The 18098-nt window shown below is 72.5% G+C and carries 18 protein-coding genes and 5 tRNA genes; 5 read left to right on the forward strand and 18 right to left on the reverse strand.

Annotated elements, in window-relative coordinates:
• Positions 1-2 precede the first annotated feature (2 nt).
• The gene (locus ACZ7C5_RS34795; protein ID WP_401092138.1) at positions 3-1634 is read right to left on the reverse strand and encodes a DAK2 domain-containing protein; all 1632 of its coding nucleotides are present in this window, start codon (positions 1632-1634) and stop codon (positions 3-5) included.
• Between the two features lie 316 nt (positions 1635-1950).
• Here ACZ7C5_RS34795 and rpmB point away from each other — a divergent pair, with 316 nt between their 5' ends.
• Positions 1951-2136: a 50S ribosomal protein L28 gene (rpmB, locus tag ACZ7C5_RS34800; RefSeq protein ID WP_014138233.1), complete on the forward strand. Its 186-nt coding sequence runs from the start codon at positions 1951-1953 to the stop codon at positions 2134-2136.
• Between the two features lie 166 nt (positions 2137-2302).
• Here the strand turns inward: rpmB and thiD are convergent, their stop codons facing one another.
• The 3 genes from thiD to ACZ7C5_RS34815 form a co-directional block, all read right to left on the reverse strand.
• Positions 2303-3130 (reverse strand): bifunctional hydroxymethylpyrimidine kinase/phosphomethylpyrimidine kinase, encoded by an 828-nt coding sequence (gene thiD, locus ACZ7C5_RS34805; RefSeq protein WP_401092049.1) that lies wholly within the window; start codon positions 3128-3130, stop codon positions 2303-2305.
• Between the two features lie 24 nt (positions 3131-3154).
• Positions 3155-4180: an ATP-dependent 6-phosphofructokinase gene (locus ACZ7C5_RS34810; RefSeq protein ID WP_401092050.1), complete on the reverse strand. Its 1026-nt coding sequence runs from the start codon at positions 4178-4180 to the stop codon at positions 3155-3157.
• Positions 4181-4337: 157 nt separating this feature from the next.
• Complete coding sequence (locus ACZ7C5_RS34815; RefSeq protein WP_188298009.1) at positions 4338-5303, reverse strand: thiamine-phosphate kinase; 966 nt, start codon at positions 5301-5303, stop codon at positions 4338-4340.
• 225 nt (positions 5304-5528) lie between these two features.
• Here ACZ7C5_RS34815 and ACZ7C5_RS34820 point away from each other — a divergent pair, with 225 nt between their 5' ends.
• Positions 5529-5762, forward strand: coding sequence for an Lrp/AsnC family transcriptional regulator (locus tag ACZ7C5_RS34820; RefSeq protein WP_188298010.1), 234 nt, complete (start codon positions 5529-5531; stop codon positions 5760-5762).
• 20 nt (positions 5763-5782) lie between these two features.
• Entirely contained in the window at positions 5783-6301 is a 519-nt protein-coding gene (locus ACZ7C5_RS34825) for a DUF3515 family protein (protein ID WP_401092051.1), read from the forward strand.
• A gap of 117 nt (positions 6302-6418) precedes the next feature.
• On the opposite strand, the gene ACZ7C5_RS34830 is transcribed toward ACZ7C5_RS34825, so the two are convergent.
• From ACZ7C5_RS34830 to ACZ7C5_RS34840, 3 genes are all read right to left on the reverse strand, one after another.
• Positions 6419-7564 (reverse strand): D-alanine--D-alanine ligase family protein, encoded by a 1146-nt coding sequence (locus ACZ7C5_RS34830; RefSeq protein WP_401092052.1) that lies wholly within the window; start codon positions 7562-7564, stop codon positions 6419-6421.
• Positions 7565-7659: 95 nt separating this feature from the next.
• Positions 7660-8661, reverse strand: coding sequence for an NAD(P)H-dependent glycerol-3-phosphate dehydrogenase (locus ACZ7C5_RS34835; protein WP_470324218.1), 1002 nt, complete (start codon positions 8659-8661; stop codon positions 7660-7662).
• Positions 8658-9488: a lysophospholipid acyltransferase family protein gene (locus tag ACZ7C5_RS34840; protein WP_401092054.1), complete on the reverse strand. Its 831-nt coding sequence runs from the start codon at positions 9486-9488 to the stop codon at positions 8658-8660. Before ACZ7C5_RS34840 ends, ACZ7C5_RS34835 begins: the two co-directional genes overlap by 4 nt.
• Positions 9489-9716: 228 nt before the next feature.
• On the opposite strand from ACZ7C5_RS34840, the gene cofC reads away from it, so the two are divergent.
• Entirely contained in the window at positions 9717-10400 is a 684-nt protein-coding gene (gene cofC, locus ACZ7C5_RS34845) for a 2-phospho-L-lactate guanylyltransferase (protein ID WP_401092055.1), read from the forward strand.
• 89 nt (positions 10401-10489) lie between these two features.
• On the forward strand, positions 10490-10711 hold the full coding sequence (locus tag ACZ7C5_RS34850) for a hypothetical protein (protein WP_401092056.1): 222 nt from the start codon (positions 10490-10492) through the stop codon (positions 10709-10711).
• Positions 10712-10915: 204 nt separating this feature from the next.
• Here the strand turns inward: ACZ7C5_RS34850 and ACZ7C5_RS34855 are convergent, their stop codons facing one another.
• The 11 genes from ACZ7C5_RS34855 to ACZ7C5_RS34905 form a co-directional block, all read right to left on the reverse strand.
• Entirely contained in the window at positions 10916-11698 is a 783-nt protein-coding gene (locus ACZ7C5_RS34855; protein WP_401092057.1) for an HU family DNA-binding protein, read from the reverse strand.
• A 133-nt stretch (positions 11699-11831) separates the two neighbouring features.
• Entirely contained in the window at positions 11832-12179 is a 348-nt protein-coding gene (locus ACZ7C5_RS34860) for an SCO5555 family protein (protein WP_401092058.1), read from the reverse strand.
• Between the two features lie 182 nt (positions 12180-12361).
• Positions 12362-12958, reverse strand: a complete 597-nt coding sequence (gene leuD, locus ACZ7C5_RS34865; RefSeq protein ID WP_188298536.1) for a 3-isopropylmalate dehydratase small subunit — start codon at positions 12956-12958, stop codon at positions 12362-12364.
• Between the two features lie 3 nt (positions 12959-12961).
• Entirely contained in the window at positions 12962-14386 is a 1425-nt protein-coding gene (leuC, locus tag ACZ7C5_RS34870) for a 3-isopropylmalate dehydratase large subunit (RefSeq protein WP_470324219.1), read from the reverse strand.
• Positions 14387-14758: 372 nt separating this feature from the next.
• Positions 14759-14833: transfer RNA gene (locus ACZ7C5_RS34875), tRNA-Gln, on the reverse strand.
• Between the two features lie 49 nt (positions 14834-14882).
• Positions 14883-14955: transfer RNA gene (locus tag ACZ7C5_RS34880), tRNA-Glu, on the reverse strand.
• 26 nt (positions 14956-14981) lie between these two features.
• Positions 14982-15054: transfer RNA gene (locus ACZ7C5_RS34885), tRNA-Glu, on the reverse strand.
• A gap of 27 nt (positions 15055-15081) precedes the next feature.
• A tRNA-Glu gene (locus ACZ7C5_RS34890) sits at positions 15082-15154 on the reverse strand.
• A gap of 34 nt (positions 15155-15188) precedes the next feature.
• A tRNA-Gln gene (locus tag ACZ7C5_RS34895) sits at positions 15189-15260 on the reverse strand.
• Between the two features lie 251 nt (positions 15261-15511).
• Entirely contained in the window at positions 15512-17011 is a 1500-nt protein-coding gene (gltX, locus tag ACZ7C5_RS34900; protein WP_470324220.1) for a glutamate--tRNA ligase, read from the reverse strand.
• Entirely contained in the window at positions 17004-17804 is an 801-nt protein-coding gene (locus ACZ7C5_RS34905; RefSeq protein ID WP_401092061.1) for a fumarylacetoacetate hydrolase family protein, read from the reverse strand. Before ACZ7C5_RS34905 ends, gltX begins: the two co-directional genes overlap by 8 nt.
• Positions 17805-18098: the final 294 nt, after the last annotated feature.

An 18098-nucleotide genomic window follows, 5' to 3' on the forward strand; every position in this document is an offset into this window, starting at 1 on the left:
TGCTACTCCACCCCGATGAGCAGCGGCGCCGGTTCCTGCCCGCCGTGGAAGACCACCGCGTCCACCTCGGGCCGCCGGTGCCGGACGTGGGCGACCAGCCGTTCGGCGAGCGCCTCGTCGGTGCCCTCGCCGAGGACCAGCGTGACGAGTTCGCCGCCGGCCCCGAGCATCCGGTCCAGCACGCTCTCGCCGACCTCGGCCAGCCCGGTGCCGATCACCGCGACGTCGCCGTCGATCAGCCCGAGCACGTCCCCGGCCTGGCAGACCCCGGCCATCGTCCAGGACTCCCCCTCGGCGACGGCGAGTTCGGCGTACCTGGTGGCCCCGGCGGCGGAGGTCATGGCGACCACGTCCTCGTCGAAGCGGCGGCCGCCCTCGTGCACCGCGAGCGCCGCCAGCCCCTGCACCGGGGAGCGGGTGGGCAGTACGGCGATCCGTATCCCCTCCTCGCGCAGCTGGTCGGCGGCGGCGCCGGCGGCGGCGCGCAGTTCGGGGTCGTTGAGCAGCAGGACGACCTCGCGGGCGGTGGAGCGGCGCACCGCGGCGGCGAGTTCGGCGCTGGCCGGCGGGCGGTCCGGGTCGGCGTGCAGGACGACGGCGCCGGCCTGCTCGCAGAGCTCGGCCAGTCCCCCGCCGGACACCACCGAGAGCACCGCGCGGGCCCGGTCCTCGCGCTCGCCGGGCTCGGCGGCGGTGCCGGCCCGGGCGGCGGCCTCGGCGAAGTGGGTGATCCGGATCTGGTGCGGGCGCCCGGCCTCGACCCCGGCCTCCACGGCGGCGCCCGCGTCGTCCACGTGGACGTGCACGTTCCACAGGCCGTCGCCGCCGCCGATCACCAGCGAGTCGCCGAGCGTGCCGAGCCGCCTGCGCAGCGCGGGCAGCGCCCCGTCGGGGGCGTCCAGCAGGTAGATGACCTCGAAGGCGGGGTGGCCGGGGCCGGGCGGCCTGCGGCGCGTCTCACAGCTCTCCGCGGCCCGGACGTCCCCGCGCAGCGCGACCGGCCCCATCGGCTGCTGTCCGGCGACGGCGTCGGCGAGCGCGCCGAGCACGGCCACCAGGCCGCGCCCGCCGGCGTCCACCACCCCGTTCTCGGCCAGGACGGCGAGCTGCTCGGGGGTGTGCCGCAGCGCGTCCCTGGCGGCCCGGTAGGCGGTGTCGGCGACCTGGGCGAGCCCGCCCCCGGCCCGGACGGCCTCCCGGGCGGCGACCCGGGCGACGGTCAGCAGGGTGCCCTCGACGGGCTCCGCGACGGCCTGGTAGGCGGAGTCGGCGGCCCGTTGCAGGGCGGCCCGGAGCTGGTCGGCGCCGCCGCCCTCGGCCAGGGTCTCGGCGGTGCCGCGCAGCCACTGGGCGAGGATCACCCCGGAGTTGCCGCGGGCGCCGACCAGCGCGCCGCGGGCCATCGCCCGGACCGTGTCGGCCAGGCCGGGGGCCGGGCCGGCGCCGGGGTCGGCGAACCGGCTCTCCACCTCGGCGGCGGCGGACTCGACGGTCAGGTAGAGGTTGGTGCCGGTGTCGCCGTCCGGGACGGGATAGACGTTGAGCGCGTCGATCTCCTCGCGGGCCTGGCCGAGCGCGCGCAGCGCGAGCTGGCACCAGGTGCGCACGGCCGGGGCGTCGAGCGTGTGCAGCACCAGGTCTCCTCCGGAACGGGACGCCGTGCCGGCCCGAGGGACGGCGCGTGCCGGGGGGCAGCGCTCGTCCGGGCCGGCGGCGAGGGGTGATACCGGCAGGTTATCGGGGGCCGGGGAGGGTCGTCCGGTCCGGCGACCGGAGCGATCAGCCGGCCGGTCATGGTAGTTTCGTGGGACGGAAGCAAGCGTTGTATGCTCTTCCGGTTGCCTGGAACCGTCCAGGCTCACCCCCTTGTCCGACCCGGTTCACGCGAGTGTTCTGGTGGGTGAGCGGGGTTTTCGAAAGTATCTGATCTGAAGTCTTGGAGTGACTCCTGTGGCTGCCAACTGCGACGTCTGCGGCAAGGGGCCGGGCTTCGGCAACAGCATCTCCCACTCTCACCGCCGTACCCCCCGTCGTTGGAACCCCAACATTCAGACGGTGCGCGCTGTGATTGGGCGGACGCCGAAGCGGCTCAACGTCTGCACCTCGTGCATCAAGGCCGGTAAGGTCTCGCGCTGACGCGCAGACCGGCATGCCGGTCCTCCAGTGAGCCGGTTCATCCTCGGATGGGCCGGCTTCACTGTTTCCGTGACCGGCCACGCCGATTTCCGGCCGTGACGGTGGTGGGCGGGCTCCTCCGAGGACCCCCCCCACCACTGTTCTCCGAGCCGTTCGGCGCCGACGCTCAGCGCCAGCGCCAGGCGTGGTCGACCGGCCCGATGCCGGCGCCCAGGGCGAAGCCCCCGGCGATCGCGCCGGTGATGTACTCCTTGGCCGAGGCCACCGCCCGCGGCAGCGGCTCGCCCTTGGCCAGACCGGCCGCGATCGCGCTGGCCAGGGTGCAGCCGGTGCCGTGGGTGTGCCGGTTGTCGTAGCGCGGCGCCCGGAACCAGTGCACCTCGCCCGGCCCGCCGTACAGCAGGTCGGCCGCCTCGCCCGCCAGGTGGCCGCCCTTGACCAGCGCCCAGCGCGGCCCGAGGTCGACCAGCGCCTTGGCGGCGTCCATCATCTGCGACTCGTCCTCGACGGCCAGTCCGGTGAGCTGGGTCACCTCGTGCAGGTTGGGGGTGGCCAGGGTGGCGACCGGAAGCAGCTTCTCGCGGACGGTGGCGACCGCCTCGGCGACCAGCAGGGCGTCCCCGTGCTTGGAGACCCCGACCGGGTCGACCACCACCGGGGCGTCCACCCCGGCCAGCAGCCCGGCGACGGTCTCGACCAGTTCGACCGAGGCGAGCATGCCGGTCTTCACGGCCTGCACCCCGATGTCGTCCACCACACTGCGGAACTGCGCCCGGACGGCTTCGGCGGGCAGTTCCCAGTAGCCCTGGACGCCGAGCGAGTTCTGCGCGGTGACGGCGGTGATCACGCTCATGCCGTGGACGCCGAGGGCGAGCATCGCCTTGAGGTCGGCCTGGATGCCGGCGCCGCCGCCGGAGTCGGAGCCGGCCACGGTGAGCACGCGGGGAGGCGCCTCGCGAGGGGGTGCCACGCGGGGGGGTGCAGTCGAAACCATGGGCCCCAACCTACCCGCGCGGTGTCAGAGCACCGCCTCGGACTCCGCCCAGCGGTCCTCGGGCACCGTCTTCAGCCGGGTCACCGCGTCGCCGATCGGCAGCATGTCGATGCCGGTCCTGCGCAGCGCGGTGAAGTGCCCGAACGCCCCCTGGTGGACGGCCTCCACCGCGTGCCAGCCGAACCGGGTGGCGAGCACCCGGTCCCTGGCGGTCGGGGTGCCGCCGCGCTGGACGTGGCCGAGGATGACCGGGCGGGCCTCCTTGCCGAGCAGGTTCTCCAGCTCGTGGGCGAGCCGGTTGCCGATCCCGCCGAAGGTCCGGTGGCCGTACTGGTCGACCTCGCCGTGGTCGAAGCGCATGGTGCCGGGCAGCGGGGAGGCGCCCTCCGCGACCGCGATGATGGCGAACTTCTTGCCGCGCGCGAAGCGGTCCTCGATTATCCGGGCCACGGCCTCGATGTCGAAGGGCTTCTCCGGGATCAGGATGCCGTGCGCACCGCCCGCCATGCCCGCGGTGAGGGTGATCCAGCCGGTGTGCCGGCCCATCAACTCGACGACCATGACGCGCTGGTGGGACTCGGCGGTGGTCTTCAGCCGGTCGATCGCCTCGGTCGCGACGTGCACCGCGGTGTCGAAGCCGAAGGTCACGTCGGTGGCGTCGATGTCGTTGTCGATGGTCTTCGGCACCCCGACCACCGGCAGCCCGGCCTCGCTGAACAGCTTGGCGGCGGTCAGCGTCCCCTCGCCGCCGATCGCGATCAGCGCGTCGATGCCGATCTCCCTGGCCAGCGACTTGGCGTTCTCCACCGCCCAGGCGATCCGGTCCCGCCGCACCCGGGCCGAGCCCAGGATGGTGCCGCCGAGGGTGAGCAGGCCGGTGACGTCGTCGTGCGAGACGTTCCGGGTGCGGCCCTCGATCAGCCCGAGGAAGCCGTCCAGGATGCCGACGATCTCGTCACCGTGGACGTCGGTTCCCCGGTGCACCACCGAGCGGATCACCGCGTTGAGGCCGGGGCAGTCGCCGCCGCTGGTCAGGACACCGATGCGCATGTCTGGTGTGCTCCCGCTCGCCGTGGTTCGGACCACCCGCGCCGGACCGGCGGGCTGGGCTGCCGCAAGCCTACGCACAACGCACCCGCGATGCCCGCCCCCGCGCACCGGAGCGTCACGCGCCGCCCCCCGCACGGGGATCGGCGCGGACGGCGCCCTACTCGGCGAAGTGGTCCCAGCCGCCGACCCGGTCCCAGGGGGCGCCGTCGACCGTCACCCGGCCGCCGCGGCTGCCCCTCGGGCGGCCGGTCACCTCGCCCACCACCCGCCAGCGGGCCGGGAGTTGGACCCCGCGCGGGAACGTGGCCACGATCGCGTGGTCCTCGCCGCCGGAGAGCACCCAGACCAGCGGGTCCACCCCGACCGCCTGGCCGATGTCGGCCATCTGCGCCGGGACGTCGAAGTCGGCGGCCTTCAGGTCGATGTCCACCTCGCTGGCCCGGGCCACGTGGCCGAGGTCGGCGACCAGCCCGTCGCTCACGTCGATCATCGAGGTCGCGCCCAACTCGGCCCCCGCCGGGCCCGCGTGGTACGGCGGTTCGGGCCGGCGGTGCGCCTCGACGAAGGCGCGCGGGGAGCGGAAGCCGCGCTGGAGCACGGTCAGCCCGGCGGCCGACCAGCCGAGCCAGCCGGTCACCGCGACCACGTCGCCGACCTGGGCACCGGCGCGTGTCACCGGCGCGCGCCCCTGAAGGTTTCCGAGCGCCGTGATGGCCAGCGTGACGGTGTCGCCGCGCACCACGTCGCCGCCGACCACCGTCGCCCCGGCCACCTGGCACTCGTCGCGCAGCCCGTCCATCAGCTCGGTGGCCCAGGTGGTCGGCAGGTCGGCGGGGGCGACCAGGCCGAGCAGGATGGCGGTCGGCACCGCCCCCATCGCGGCCACGTCGGCGAGGTTCTGGGCGGCGGCCTTGCGGCCCACGTCGTAGGCGGTGGACCAGTCCCGGCGGAAGTGCCGGTTCTCGATCAGGACGTCCGTGGTCGCCACCACCCGGCCGTCCGGAGCCCGCACCACCGCGGCGTCGTCGCCCGGGCCGAGGTCGACCGCATCGGTGAGCGGCACCCTGGCGGTCAGCTCCCTGATGAGGCCGAACTCTCCGAGCTCGCCCACGGTCCCCTGCATCTGCCGTCCTCTCGCCTTTCCTTCCGGATGGCGCTGCCATCCGATTCGGTCCCCGTCGCGCTCCCCCGCGCGCAGCGTACGCCCTTCCGGGGCCTCGGGGTCTCCCCTCCCCGGCCCGCCGCAGGGTAGCGTGGTGATCAGACTGCCGGTGAGCCCACTCCACCCTTCCCGCCCGACCTGGCGCTCACGGCGGCTATCCCCCTAACCGGCCGCCGGGAGGTCCCCGTGGTACAGGCATACATCCTGATCCAGACCGAGGTTGGGAAGGCCACCTCCGTGGCCGAGACCATCTCCGAGATCCCCGGCGTGCTCACCGCCGAGGACGTCACCGGTCCCTACGACGTGATCGTCAAGGCCGAGGCGGAAACGGTCGACGAGCTGGGCCGCATGGTGGTGGCCCGGGTCCAGAAGGTCGAGGGCATCACCCGCACCCTCACCTGTCCCGTGGTGCACCTGTAAGCCCCGGATACCATCGGCGGGTGGCCAGAGAACTGCGCGTCCCCGAGGCGCTGACCGCCCTGCCGGCCCCGGTTCGCTGGCTGGCCCTGCCGGTCGCCCTCACCTGCGCGGTCGTGGTGCTGGTCGGCGGCCGGGGCCCGGCCGAACCGGGGGTCGAGGTCCCGCAGCCGGGCGGCAGGGCGGCCGAGTACTGCCGTTCGCTCGCCGCCGCGCTGCCCGCCGAACTGCTCGGTCACGCCCGCAAGGACCCGTCCCCCGCCTCCCCGTACGTGGCCGCCTGGGGCTCCTCGCCCCGGACGGTGCTGCGCTGCGGCATCGACCGGCCGGAGGAGCTGGACGGCGACCACGCCGCGGACTGGTCCCCGAGCGTCGACGACGTCACCTGGTGGTCGCAGAAGCTCGCCGACGGCGGCTACCGCTTCGTGTCGACCATGCGCGCCGCCTACGTCGAGGTGACCGTCCCGGCCGGCGCCGCGCAGAACCCCTTCGACCCGGCGGCCGCCCTGAGCGGCGTGGTCAGGGCGCACGTCCCCGGCTGAGCCGGGCGGCGGAACACACCGGACGGAAGAGCGCGCCGGACGGAACGGAACCGAGGGCGGGCCGGGAGGAACCTCCCGGCCCGCCCTCGCACGCTCGGGGGCCGACCGCTCCGGGACCTAGCGCAGTCCGGTCGAACGCCGCAGCGCCGCCCCGAGCAGCCGGTCGATCAGCTCCGGGTACGAGACCCCGCTGGCCTCCCACATCTTCGGGAAGGCCGAGATCGGGGTGAAGCCGGGCATGGTGTTGACCTCGTTGATCATCCAGGTGCCGTCCTCCAGCAGGAAGAAGTCCACCCGGGCCAGGCCCTCGCAGCCGAGCGCCTCGAAGGCCGCCACCGCCTGGCGGCGGATCTCGGCGAGCTCCCCGGCGGTGAGGTCGGCCGGGATCCGCACGTCCGAGGAGTCGATGTACTTGGCCTCGAAGTCGTAGAAGTCGAAGCCCTCGCCGACCAGGATCTCGCCGGCCACGCTGGCCCGCGGACCGTCCTCGAACTCCAGCACGCCGCACTCGATCTCGCGGCCGGTCACGCCCGCCTCGATGATCAGCTTGGGGTCGTGCCGGCGGGCCTCCTCGATCGCGGCGTCGAGGTCGGCCAGGTCCTTCACCTTGGTGATGCCGATGCTGGAGCCGGCCCGGCAGGGCTTCACGAACAGTGGCAGGCCCAGCTCGGCGGCCCGCTCGCGCACCGCCGCGCGGCCCGCCTCGGACTCCCACTCGCGCGGCCGCACGACGGTGTAGCGGCCGACGTCCAGCCCGTGCGAGGCCAGGAGCCGCTTGGCGAACTCCTTGTCCATCCCGGCCGCGCTGGCCAGCACGCCGTTGCCGACGTACGGGACGCCGGAGAGCTCCAGCAGACCCTGGATCGTGCCGTCCTCGCCCCACGGGCCGTGCAGCAGCGGGAACACCACGTCGACCTCGCCGAGGGCCTTGGGCGCGCTGCCCTGCTCGCTCAGCAGCACCTCGCGGCTGCCCGGCGAGATCGGCAGCGCGACCTGGCCGTCGACGCCCTCGGCGACGTGCGCCACGTCCGGCAGCTTCCCGTCGGTGATGGCCATCCGGGCCGGCTCGTCACTGGTCAGCGCCCAGCGGCCCTCGTGGGTGATGCCGATCGGCAGCACGTCGTACTTGTCGCGGTCGATCGCCCTGAGCACGCTGCCCGCGGTGGAGACCGAGATCGCGTGCTCGGAGCTGCGCCCGCCGAAGACCAGCGCGACGCGCGGCTTCCGGTCGGGCCGGTTCGGGGAGGACTGTTCGATGCTCATATCGGGTTTGAGACTACCGTGCGAGGTGTTTCCGGTAGGTCAGCGGCGCCGACCGAAGCCCCGTGCGCCGCCGGACTCCCGGCGTGCCGCGGGACTCAGCGCCGCTCCGCCTTCGCCGAACGCGACATCAGCCCCCGCAGCACCTCCTGGGTCGGCCGCCCGTTGTGCACCACGTCCACCACGGCCTCGACGATCGGCATGTCGACCCCGTTGCGCCGGGCCAGGTCCAGCACCGACTCGCAGGACTTGACGCCCTCGGCGGTCTGCCGGGTGGCCGCGATGGTCTCCGCGAGCGACATGCCCCGGCCCAGGTTCATGCCGAAGGTGTTGTTGCGCGACAGCGGGGAGGAGCAGGTGGCCACCAGGTCGCCCATCCCGGCGAGTCCCGCGAACGTGTGCGGGTCGGCGCCCAGCACCTCGCCGAGCCTGGTGGTCTCGGCCAGCCCACGGGTGATCAGGGTCGCCTTGGTGTTGTCGCCGAGCCCCATGCCGGCCGCCATGCCGACCGCCAGGCCGATCACGTTCTTGACCGCGCCGCCGAGTTCGCAGCCCACCACGTCGGTGTTGGTGTACGGCCGGAAGTACGGCGTGTGGCAGGCCGCCTGGAGCCGCTTGGCGACCGCCTCGTCGGTGCAGGCGACCACGCTGGCCGCGGGCTGCCGGTTGGCGATCTCCTTGGCCAGGTTCGGGCCGCTGACCACCGCGACGCGCTCGGCGCCGACGCCGGTGACCTCGTCGATCACCTCGCTCATCCGCTTGGCGGTGCCGAGTTCGATGCCCTTCATCAGGCTCACCAGCACGGTCTGCGGCTCGATCAGCGGCGTCCACGCGGCCAGGTTGTCGCGCAGCGTCTGCGAGGGCACCACCAGCACCGCGAAGTCGGCGCCGGCCAGCGCCTCGGCGGCGTCGGTGGTGGCCCGCACGGTGTCGGGCAGCCGGACGCCCGGCAGGTAGTCCGGGTTCTCGTGGGTGGAGTTGACGGCGTCCACCAGCTCCTGGCGGCGGGCCCAGAGCACGACCTCGCAGCCCGCGTCGGCGAGCACAAGCGCGAACGCGGTGCCCCAGGAGCCGGTTCCCATCACGGCGCAACGAGTCACTTTCCGGCCTCCCCCGCGTCGGTGCCCCGCTCGCCCTTGGCGCGCCGGCGCTCGGCCAGGGCGGCCGCGGCCCGTTCCCTGGCCGCCCTGCGCATGTCGTAGCGCTCGGCCGGCGGCTCCTCGCCCCGCACCTCGGCCAGCACCTCGGTGATCGCCGTCATGATGTCCTCGGTCGCGTCGGCGAGCACCTGGGCGGTGAGCTCCTGGCCCTGGTACCTGCTCAGGTCCACCGGGGGCCCGGCCGTGACGGTGACCCGGTGCCGCGGGAACAGGTTGAACCTGCCCTTCCCGACGCCGGCCCGGCCGTACGGCGGGATGATCTCGTGGGCGCCCCAGTGGGCGACCGGGATGACCGGCGCGCCGGTCATCAGCGCGACCCTGGCGACCCCGCTCTTGCCGGTCATCGGCCACAGGTCCGGATCCCGGGTGAGCGTTCCCTCCGGGTAGAACTGCACGCACTGACCGCCGTTGACCGCGTCGATCGCGGCCCGGAACGCCTGCGCGGCGTCGGTGGACTCGCGGAACACCGGAATCTGGCCGGTCTTGCGCAGCATGAATCCGATGAAGGGGATCGAGAACAGCGAGGACTTGCCGAGAATGCGCGGCGGCCGCCCGCTGTTGTACTGCCAGTGCGCGTAGATCACCGGGTCGATGATCGAGTTGTGGTTCACCGCGGCGATGAAGCCGCCGTTCCTCGGAATGTGCTCCCAGCCCCGCCAGTCGGGCTTCACCAGGGCGGTCGTCACCGGTTTCACCAGCACGGCCGCGAAGCGGTACCAGATGCCGTAGTCGGCGTTGCCGAACTTGGCGTACGAGCGGCGGGCCACCCCAGCTCCTTCTCATCCGATGCGGCACACGGTGCCGCGGTCATGGCGTCCCGGTGCCGCGCACCGTTTCCTCCGGTGCCCGGGCCATGGGTGCGGAACAGTGTCGCCCGCCCGATCACCGGCTGTCGAGCAACCGCGCCAACCCGCCCGGCAGGCGTGATCAAACGCACGTCCGCACAGCTCGGACGGCCTGGCGAGGGCTCCTGGACCGGCGCCACAATGACGCCGATGACCCAGGACACCGTACGCCCCAGCAGGCCCGTCCCGCCCGCCGCACCCACCGCCGGCTGGTCGCTGGTGCTGCCGCTCAAGCCGCTCGCCCTGGCGAAGAGCAGACTGGCCCCGTACGCCGGTCCGCACCGGGCGGACCTGGCACTGTCCTTCGCGCTGGACACCGTCTCCGCCGCACTGGACACCCCGGGCGTCGACCGGGTCCTGGTGGTCACCCCCGACACCGCGGCCGGCGCCCGGCTGGCCGCGCTCGGCGCGCTGGTGGTCGCCGACGAGCCCGGCGGCGGCCTCAACCGGGCGCTGGCGCACGGCGCCTCGACCGCCCTGGCACTGGCCCCGCTCGCCCCGCTGGCGGCGCTCTCCGCCGACCTGCCCGCGCTGCGCCCGGCCGAACTGGCCCGGGTGCTGGGCGCGGTGCCGCCGGACGGCCGGGCCTTCCTGCCGGACTCCCCCGGGCTCGGCACCACGCTGCTCGCCTGCGCCCCGGGCCACGCGCTCTCCCCCGCCTTCGGGGACGGCTCACGGGCCCGGCACGCGGCCGGCGGGGCGCTCGAACTGCGCCTCGCGGACGTGGAGTCGGTGCGCCGGGACGTGGACACCGGGACGGACCTCGGCGAGGCCGCGGTGCTCGGCCTCGGCCCGCACACCAGCGCGCTGTTCGCCCGTCTGAGCCTGTCCTGAGCCCTGGCCCGAACCCGTCCCGGCAGCTGCCCGGCCCGGGTCCTGACCTGGTCCGGGGCCCCGGCCGGCCCGCTCGCTATGCTGCTCGCATGCAGGCCACCGCGTTCACCTTCGACCCCGCCACCCGGGCCGGCTCCGTGCTGCTCGACGACGGGACCCCGGTGCCGTTCGACGCGGCCGCCTTCGACGCCGGCGGCCTGCGGCTGCTGCGGCCGGGACAACGGGTGCGGATCCGCACCGAGGGCGCCGGCGAGGCCCGCCGGGTGGTCTTCGTGACGCTCCAGACCTTCCCCGACCCCGCCGGGGGCTGACGGCAGGGCCCGGCGCCACCGGGCCCCTGACCGAGCGCGGACCGGCCCCGCCACACCCCTGGCAGCTCCGGGCCGCCGCATGCCGTCGATTCCTGACTAAGCGCCCGGAAATCGAAAGAGCCGCGGCGACCGGTCTCCGTGAATTCACGGAAGGGGGTGCCGCGGCTCCTGGCCGAAAGCCGTCCGGGGACGGCCGCGCGGGACTTACTTGGCAGAGGTCTTGCGCGCGGTGGTCTTGCGGGTGGCGGTCTTCTTCGCCGGCGCCGTCTTCTTGGCCGTGGCGGTCGCCTTCTTGGCGGTCGCCGTGGTCTTCTTGGCGGCAGCCGTGGTGGTGGCCTTCTTCGCCGCGGCCGTCTTCTTGGTCGCGGCCGCCGCCGTGGTCTTCTTGGCGGCGGTGGTCTTCGCGGCCGTGGTCTTGGCGGCGGTGGTCTTCGCCGCCGTGGTCTTGGCGGCCGTGGTCTTCGCGGCGCTCTTCTTGGCGGTCGCCGTGGTCTTCTTGGCGGCAGCCGTGGTCGCGGCCTTCTTGGCGGCGGCCGTGGTCGCCGTCTTCTTGGCGGCGGCCTTCTTGGTGGCCGGGGCGGCGGCAGCGGCAGCGGCGGCGCGCTTGGTGGCGGCACGCTTGGCAGCCGGGGTGGCGGCCACGCCACTCTTGCCCGGGGTGAGGGAGCCCTTGGGGGCCTTCTTCACCGAGGGGCCTTCCTTCGGCAGCTTCTTGCTGCCGCTGACCAGGTCCTTGAAGCCCTGGCCAGGACGGAAGCGGGGCACCGAGGTCTTCTTGACCTTGACCCGCTCGCCGGTCTGCGGGTTGCGGGCGAAGCGCGCGGAGCGCTCCACCTTCTCGAAGGTGCCGAACCCGGTGACCGAAACCCGGTCACCCGCCACAACGGCACGGACCATGGTGTCGAGCACTGCGTCGACGGCCTCTGCGGCAGCCTTGCGACCGCCCAGCTGCTCGGCCACCGCTTCGACAAGCTGAGCCTTGTTCACGTCTTCCCCTTCGGAAACGGGCGCCGGATGATTCCATCCGTTCTTTTCGCACGTTAGGTATGTATCTGCGGACTTTCAATTACCAAACGCGCGAATCACCCTAGTGTCGCAATGGATTTGCGCGTCGGCGACCTCAGCCGAGCGGCGGGGGCCCCTCGTCCAGGTCATGTACAAAGCGACTCAACCGCCTTGCCGCCTCCGGAAGATCGCGCTTGGCGGCCTCGGTGACGATGAGGAGTTGACGGGTGAGAGCGGTCTTTGCATCGGCAGACACGTTCAGCGCATGCACGCGGGCGTGAGCTTGCTTCAACCGCTCGGCCACGAGCGCGTAGAGCGCTGCGACTTCCTGGTCGTCCGGCCCCTCAGCTGGTGCGGAGGCGACGTCCGGCCGGTCGTCAATTCGGCGTTCGGATGGCCGGCCCCCGGAGTCCTCCGCTGCGGGTTCGCCGCCCGCGTACGGAGGTTCATGGTGCCGGTGCATGTACTGATTGTGCCATCTACCCGCAGTTGTACTTGCGCGGGGCCCTCTTCCGCAAAGCCAAATGGGCAATCCGGGGCGGGCCGCGACGCTAACTCGTGCTCCGGAACGACGGATGGCCCGGCCCCCCCGAGGGGGGCACGGGCCATCCGGCGGATCGTCAGAATGCTTGTTCTGAGGGGAACTCAGACGACCGGCAGAGTACGGGGCTTGAACGCCGGGCGGGTCGTCTCGAAGGCCGCGATGTCGGCCTCGTTCTGCAGCGTGATGCTGATGTCGTCCAGCCCGTTGAGCAGCCGCCACCGGACGTTGTCGTCCAGTTCGAAGGCCGCCGTGACGCCTTCGGCCCGCACTTCGCGCGCCTCCAGGTCGACCGTGATCTCGGCCGAAGGGTCACTCTCGGTGATCGCCCAGAGCTGTTCCACGGTCTCCTGCGGGAGGACGACCGTCAGCAGGCCGTTCTTCAGGGAGTTGCCGCGGAAGATGTCGGCGAAGCGGGACGAGATCACCGCGTGGAAGCCGTGGTTCTGGAGCGCCCAGACGGCGTGCTCGCGGGAGGAGCCGGTGCCGAACTCGGGGCCGGCCACCAGGACCGTGGCGCCCTGCCGCTCGGGCCGGTTGAGGATGAACGACTCGTCCTTGCGCCAGGCCTCGAACAGCCCGTCCTCGAAACCGGATCGGGTGACCTTCTTGAGCCAGTGGGCGGGGATGATCTGGTCGGTGTCCACGTTGCTGCGGCGCAGCGGGACGGCCCGGCCGGTGTGGGTGGTGAACTTCTCCATGGCTCAGGCCTCCACGGCAGCGACGTCGGCGGTCAGGTCGGAGGGGGACGCGAGGCGGCCCAGCACGGCGGTCGCGGCGGCGACCTGCGGGGAGACCAGGTGGGTGCGGCCGCCCTTGCCCTGCCGTCCCTCGAAGTTGCGGTTCGAGGTGGAGGCGCAGCGCTCCCCCGGGGCGAGCTGGTCGGGGTTCATGCCCAGGCACATCGAGCAGCCCGCGTGGCGCCACTCGGCACCGGCGGCGGTGAACACCTTGTCCAGGCCCTCCTCGACGGCCTGGAGGGCGACCCGGACGGACCCGGGCACCACCAGCATCCGCACCCCGTCGGCGATCCGGCGGCCCTCCACGACGGCCGCGGCGGCCCGCAGGTCCTCGATCCGGCCGTTGGTGCAGGAGCCGACGAAGACGGCGCCCACCTCCACCTCGCGCAGCGGGGTGCCGGCCTCCAGGCCCATGTACGCCAGGGCGTTCTCGGCGGCCAGGCGCTCCTGCGGGTCGGCGAAGGAGGCCGGGTCCGGCACGTTGGAGCCCAGCGGGGCGCCCTGGCCCGGGTTGGTGCCCCAGGTGACGAACGGGGTCAGCTCGCTCGCGTCGATGAGGATCTCGTGGTCGAAGACCGCGTCCTCGTCGGTGACCAGGGTCTCCCAGTACGCGACGGCGGCGTCCCAGTCCTCGCCCTGCGGGGCGTGCGGCCGGCCCTTCAGGTACGCGAAGGTGGTCTCGTCCGGGGCGATCATGCCGGCCCGGGCGCCCGCCTCGATCGACATGTTGCAGACGGTCATCCGGGCCTCCATGGAGAGGCTCCGGATCGCCGAACCGCGGTACTCCAGGACGTAGCCCTGGCCGCCGCCGGTGCCGATCTTCGTGATGACGGCCAGGATCAGGTCCTTGGCGGTGACGCCCTCGGGCAGCTCGCCCTCGACGGTGATCGCCATGGTCCTGAACGGCGCCAGCGGCAGGGTCTGGGTGGCCAGCACGTGCTCGACCTGGCTGGTGCCGATGCCGAACGCCAGTGCGCCGAAGGCGCCGTGGGTGGAGGTGTGGGAGTCGCCGCAGACCACGGTCGTGCCGGGCTGGGTGAGGCCGAGCTGCGGGCCGACGACGTGCACGACGCCCTGCTCGATGTCGCCGAGCGAGTGGATCCGGACGCCGAACTCGGCGGCGTTCCTCCGCAGGGTCTCCAGCTGCACCCTGGAGACCGGGTCGGCGATCGGCTTGTCGATGTCCAGGGTCGGGGTGTTGTGGTCCTCGGTGGCGATCGTCAGATCCGTGCGGCGGACCTTGCGACCGGCCAGCCGCAGCCCGTCGAAGGCCTGCGGGCTGGTGACCTCGTGGAGCAGGTGCAGGTCGATGAACAGGAGGTCGGGCTCGCCCTCCGCGCGCCGCACGACGTGGTCGTCCCAGACCTTCTCTGCGAGTGTCCGTCCCATCGGATTCCCTCCAGCCGGCCGCGTTGCCGGCCTTCTCGTGTTCTTCGAGGTCAAAGCGTGTGCGCCGCCCTGAGACTCCCGGGCCGCTTCCGTCCAGAGTGGCGCTTTTCGCCGGAGATTGAACTGGCGTCTCGCAGAGTGAGACCGCAGTCTTAGCGCATGGACAGCGCTCGGGCCGCGCCGGGGTGGCGCGCGGGTGACTGTCGAGCGCCGCCCCGGGGGGCCTCGGGACGGCGCCTCGCCCCCACCCGTCCCGGGCCGCCGGGAGCCCCCGCGGAAAGCCCGAAGGGCCCCGCTCGGAACGGAGCGGGGCCCTTCGGGATATTTCCGGGGAAAGCAAAAAGACCCCGGAACCGGGGTCTTTCCAATTTCTGGCTGGGGTACCAGGACTCGAACCTAGACTAAATGAACCAGAATCACTCGTGCTGCCAATTACACCATACCCCAACACAAAGCAAGGGCCGATGGGCGAGCCCACCGGCTTCCTGCCCTGAAGTACCCCCGACCGGATTCGAACCGGCGCTACTGCCGTGAGAGGGCAGCGTGCTAGGCCGCTACACAACGGGGGCTTCCTGGCGATCCCTTGCGGGATCAGTACCCCCGACCGGATTCGAACCGGCGCTACTGCCGTGAGAGGGCAGCGTGCTAGGCCGCTACACAACGGGGGCTTTCCAGGTGATCCCTTGCGGGATCAGTACCCCCGACCGGATTCGAACCGGCGCTACTGCCGTGAGAGGGCAGCGTGCTAGGCCGCTACACAACGGGGGCTTGATCTTCTTTTGTGCTGTACTGACGTACTGCGCTGGGGTACCAGGACTCGAACCTAGACTAAATGAACCAGAATCACTCGTGCTGCCAATTACACCATACCCCACCAGAGTTGAACCCCTGCGGGCCCTTCTCAGGCGTTGCGCCTCTCGGTCGGTCCCTTCCGAGGGGCTTTCGCTTCCTCGTCCGTTCCCTCCCGGGCGGCGCAGAAAGAACATTACCCGACGTCGGCCCCGGCTCCAAAATCGATAACCCCGGGCAGCGAACGGGAGGCCTGCGGATGACCTCCGGGTACGCCGCGGGCCCGGCACGAAGCCGGGCCCGCGGCCTGCTCAGCGGCCCGCTCAGGCGGCCCGCTCAGGCGGCCGGCAGGGCGTCCAGGGCGCCGCGCAGCCGGCGCAGCGTCTCGGGGCGTCCCAGCAGCTCCATGGACTCGAACAGCGGCGGGGAGACCCGGCGGCCGGTGACGGCCACCCGCAGCGGCGTGAAGGCGAACTTGGGCTTGATGCCCAGCCCGTTCACCAGCGCCTCGCGCAGCGCGGCCTGGATCGGCTCGGGGGTGAAGTCCGCGAGCTCCTCCAGCGCCTTGATGCTGGTCTCCAGCACCGGGCGGGCGTCCGCGGTCAGCACCTTGGCCGCGTCGTCCGGGTCGAGGGCGAACTTCTCCGGCGCCACGAACAGGAAGCCGGCCATGTTCACGATCTCGCTCAGCACGACCATCCGCTCCTGGGTGAGCGGCGCCACCTTGGCGAGCAGGTCCAGCTGCTCGGCGGTCGGCTCGGCCGGCAGCAGGTCGGCGCCCTGGAGGAAGGGCACCAGGCGGCGGACGAAGTCCTCGGGAGCCAGCCGGCGGACGTGCTCGGCGTTGATCGCCTCGCACTTCTTCAGGTCGAAGCGGGCCGGGTTGGCGTTCACCCTGGCGACGTCGAAGGCGGCGACCATCTCGTCCATGTCGAACAGGTCGCGGTCCTCGGACAGCGACCAGCCCAGCAGGGACAGGTAGTTGAGCAGGCCCTCGCGGATGAAGCCGCGCTCGCGGTACAGGTTGAGCGAGGACTGCGGGTCCCGCTTGGAGAGCTTCTTGTTGCCCTCGCCCATCACGTACGGCAGGTGGCCGAAGCGCGGGGTGGTGCCGTTGCCGACGCCGATCTCGGCGAGCGCGACGTACAGCGCGATCTGCCGCGGGGTGGAGGACAGCAGGTCCTCGCCGCGCAGCACGTGGGTGATGCCCATCAGGGCGTCGTCCACCGGGTTGACCAGGGTGTACAGCGGGGCGCCGTTGGCCCGGACGATGCCGTAGTCCGGCACGTTCTCCGGCTCGAAGGTGAGCGTGCCGCGCACCAGGTCGTCGAAGGAGATCGTCCGGTCCGGCATCCGGAAGCGCAGGATGGGCTCGCGCTTCTCCAGCTTGTAGACGGCGACCTGCTCGTCGGTCAGGTCGCGGCAGTGGCCGTCGTAGCCGGAGGCCTTGCCGGCCGCGCGGGCGGCCTCGCGGCGGGCGTCCAGCTCCTCGGTGGAGCAGTAGCAGTGGTAGGCGTGGCCGGCCTCGTGCAGGCGGCGGGCGACGTCCGCGTAGATGTCCATCCGCTGCGACTGGCGGTACGGCGCGTCCGGGCCGCCGACCTCGGGGCCCTCGTCCCAGTCCAGGCCGAGCCAGCGCATGGCGTCGAGCAGCTGGTCGTACGACTCCTCGGAGTCGCGGGCGGAGTCGGTGTCCTCGATCCGGAAGACCAGCGTGCCGCCGTTGTGGCGGGCGTAGGCCCAGTTGAAGAGGGCCGTGCGGACCATCCCCACGTGGGGGTTGCCGGTCGGGGACGGACAGAAGCGAACCCGGACGGCCGGGTCAGTGTTAGCCACGCTTGATCACCTTGTTGGTGAGAGTGCCGATGCCTTCGATGGAGACGGCGACCTCGTCGCCGACGTTGAGGGGGCCCACCCCTGCGGGCGTGCCGGTGAGGATGACGTCGCCGGGCAGCAGCGTCATGGCCTCGGAGATGTGGACGATCAGCTCGGCGACCGAGCGGATCATCAGGGAGGTGCGGCCGTTCTGGCGGGGCTCGCCGTTGACCGTGCAGGTGATCGCGAGGTCGCTCGGGTCGAGGTCGGTCTCGATCCACGGGCCCAGCGGGCAGGCCGTGTCGAAGCCCTTGGCCCGGGCCCACTGGCCCTCGCGCTGTTGGATGTCCCGCGCGGTGACGTCGTTGGCGCAGGTGTAGCCGAGGATCACCTCGGGCACCCGGTCCAGCGGCACCTCGCGGCACATCCGGCCGATCACCACGGCGAGTTCGGCCTCGTGGTGGACGTCCGACGAGAACGGCGGGTAGGCGATGTTCTCGGTCGGGCCGATCACCGAGGTGGACGGCTTGAAGAAGGTGAGCGGGACGTCGGGGACGTCGTTGCCGAGCTCGGTCGCGTGCGCCGCGTAGTTGCGGCCGACCGCCACGATCTTGTTCGGGAGCATCGGGCTGAGCAGCCGGACGTCCTGGAAGCGGTAACTCTCGCCGGTGGGCTGGGGCTGGCCGAACGGGTGACCGGCCAGCTCGTGGACGACCAGCGAGTCGGGCCGGGAAGGGTCGCCCTCCACCACGCCGAAGGAGACGCTACCGGCGGCAGGGCTCCCCTCCCGGACGGAAAACCTGGCAATGCGCACGGCTGGGCTACCCCTCGCTTCGTCGGCCGCCCGGGGCGCGCCCGGGCGCTGGTGGGCGCCCCGCCCGCAGTGGGCGGGGCCCCGTCAATCGGCCTCCAGGCTATCGCGTGGGGCCCTGGCCGACCGCTTTGCCCCTGTTCAGCGCGGTCCGGGCGACAACGCGCGGTTCGGGGCGGCAACGGCCGGGGGGCGGGGGAGGGGATTTTTGTTTGAAAGGGGCCACCGGCCAGAGGCTGCCTCTCAACCCCCGCCCCCAAAAAACCAAGTGAACCCCCCCCCGCCGCCGCGCGAGGT

This window comes from Kitasatospora sp. NPDC036993, assembly GCF_055607525.1.

Bases quoted from the DNA above. Each gene is read 5' to 3' on its own strand.
- ACZ7C5_RS34860 (WP_401092058.1), bottom strand. From the start codon at position 12,179: ATGCACCGGCACCATGAACCTCCGTACGCGGGCGGCGAACCCGCAGCG.
- ACZ7C5_RS34815 (WP_188298009.1), bottom strand. From the start codon at position 5,303: ATGCAGGGGACCGTGGGCGAGCTCGGAGAGTTCGGCCTCATCAGGGAG.
- cofC (WP_401092055.1), top strand. From the start codon at position 9,717: ATGACCCAGGACACCGTACGCCCCAGCAGGCCCGTCCCGCCCGCCGCA.
- leuC (WP_470324219.1), bottom strand. From the start codon at position 14,386: ATGGGACGGACACTCGCAGAGAAGGTCTGGGACGACCACGTCGTGCGG.
- ACZ7C5_RS34850 (WP_401092056.1), top strand. From the start codon at position 10,490: ATGCAGGCCACCGCGTTCACCTTCGACCCCGCCACCCGGGCCGGCTCC.
- leuD (WP_188298536.1), bottom strand. From the start codon at position 12,958: ATGGAGAAGTTCACCACCCACACCGGCCGGGCCGTCCCGCTGCGCCGC.
- ACZ7C5_RS34810 (WP_401092050.1), bottom strand. From the start codon at position 4,180: ATGCGCATCGGTGTCCTGACCAGCGGCGGCGACTGCCCCGGCCTCAAC.
- ACZ7C5_RS34830 (WP_401092052.1), bottom strand. From the start codon at position 7,564: ATGAGCATCGAACAGTCCTCCCCGAACCGGCCCGACCGGAAGCCGCGC.
- thiD (WP_401092049.1), bottom strand. From the start codon at position 3,130: ATGGTTTCGACTGCACCCCCCCGCGTGGCACCCCCTCGCGAGGCGCCT.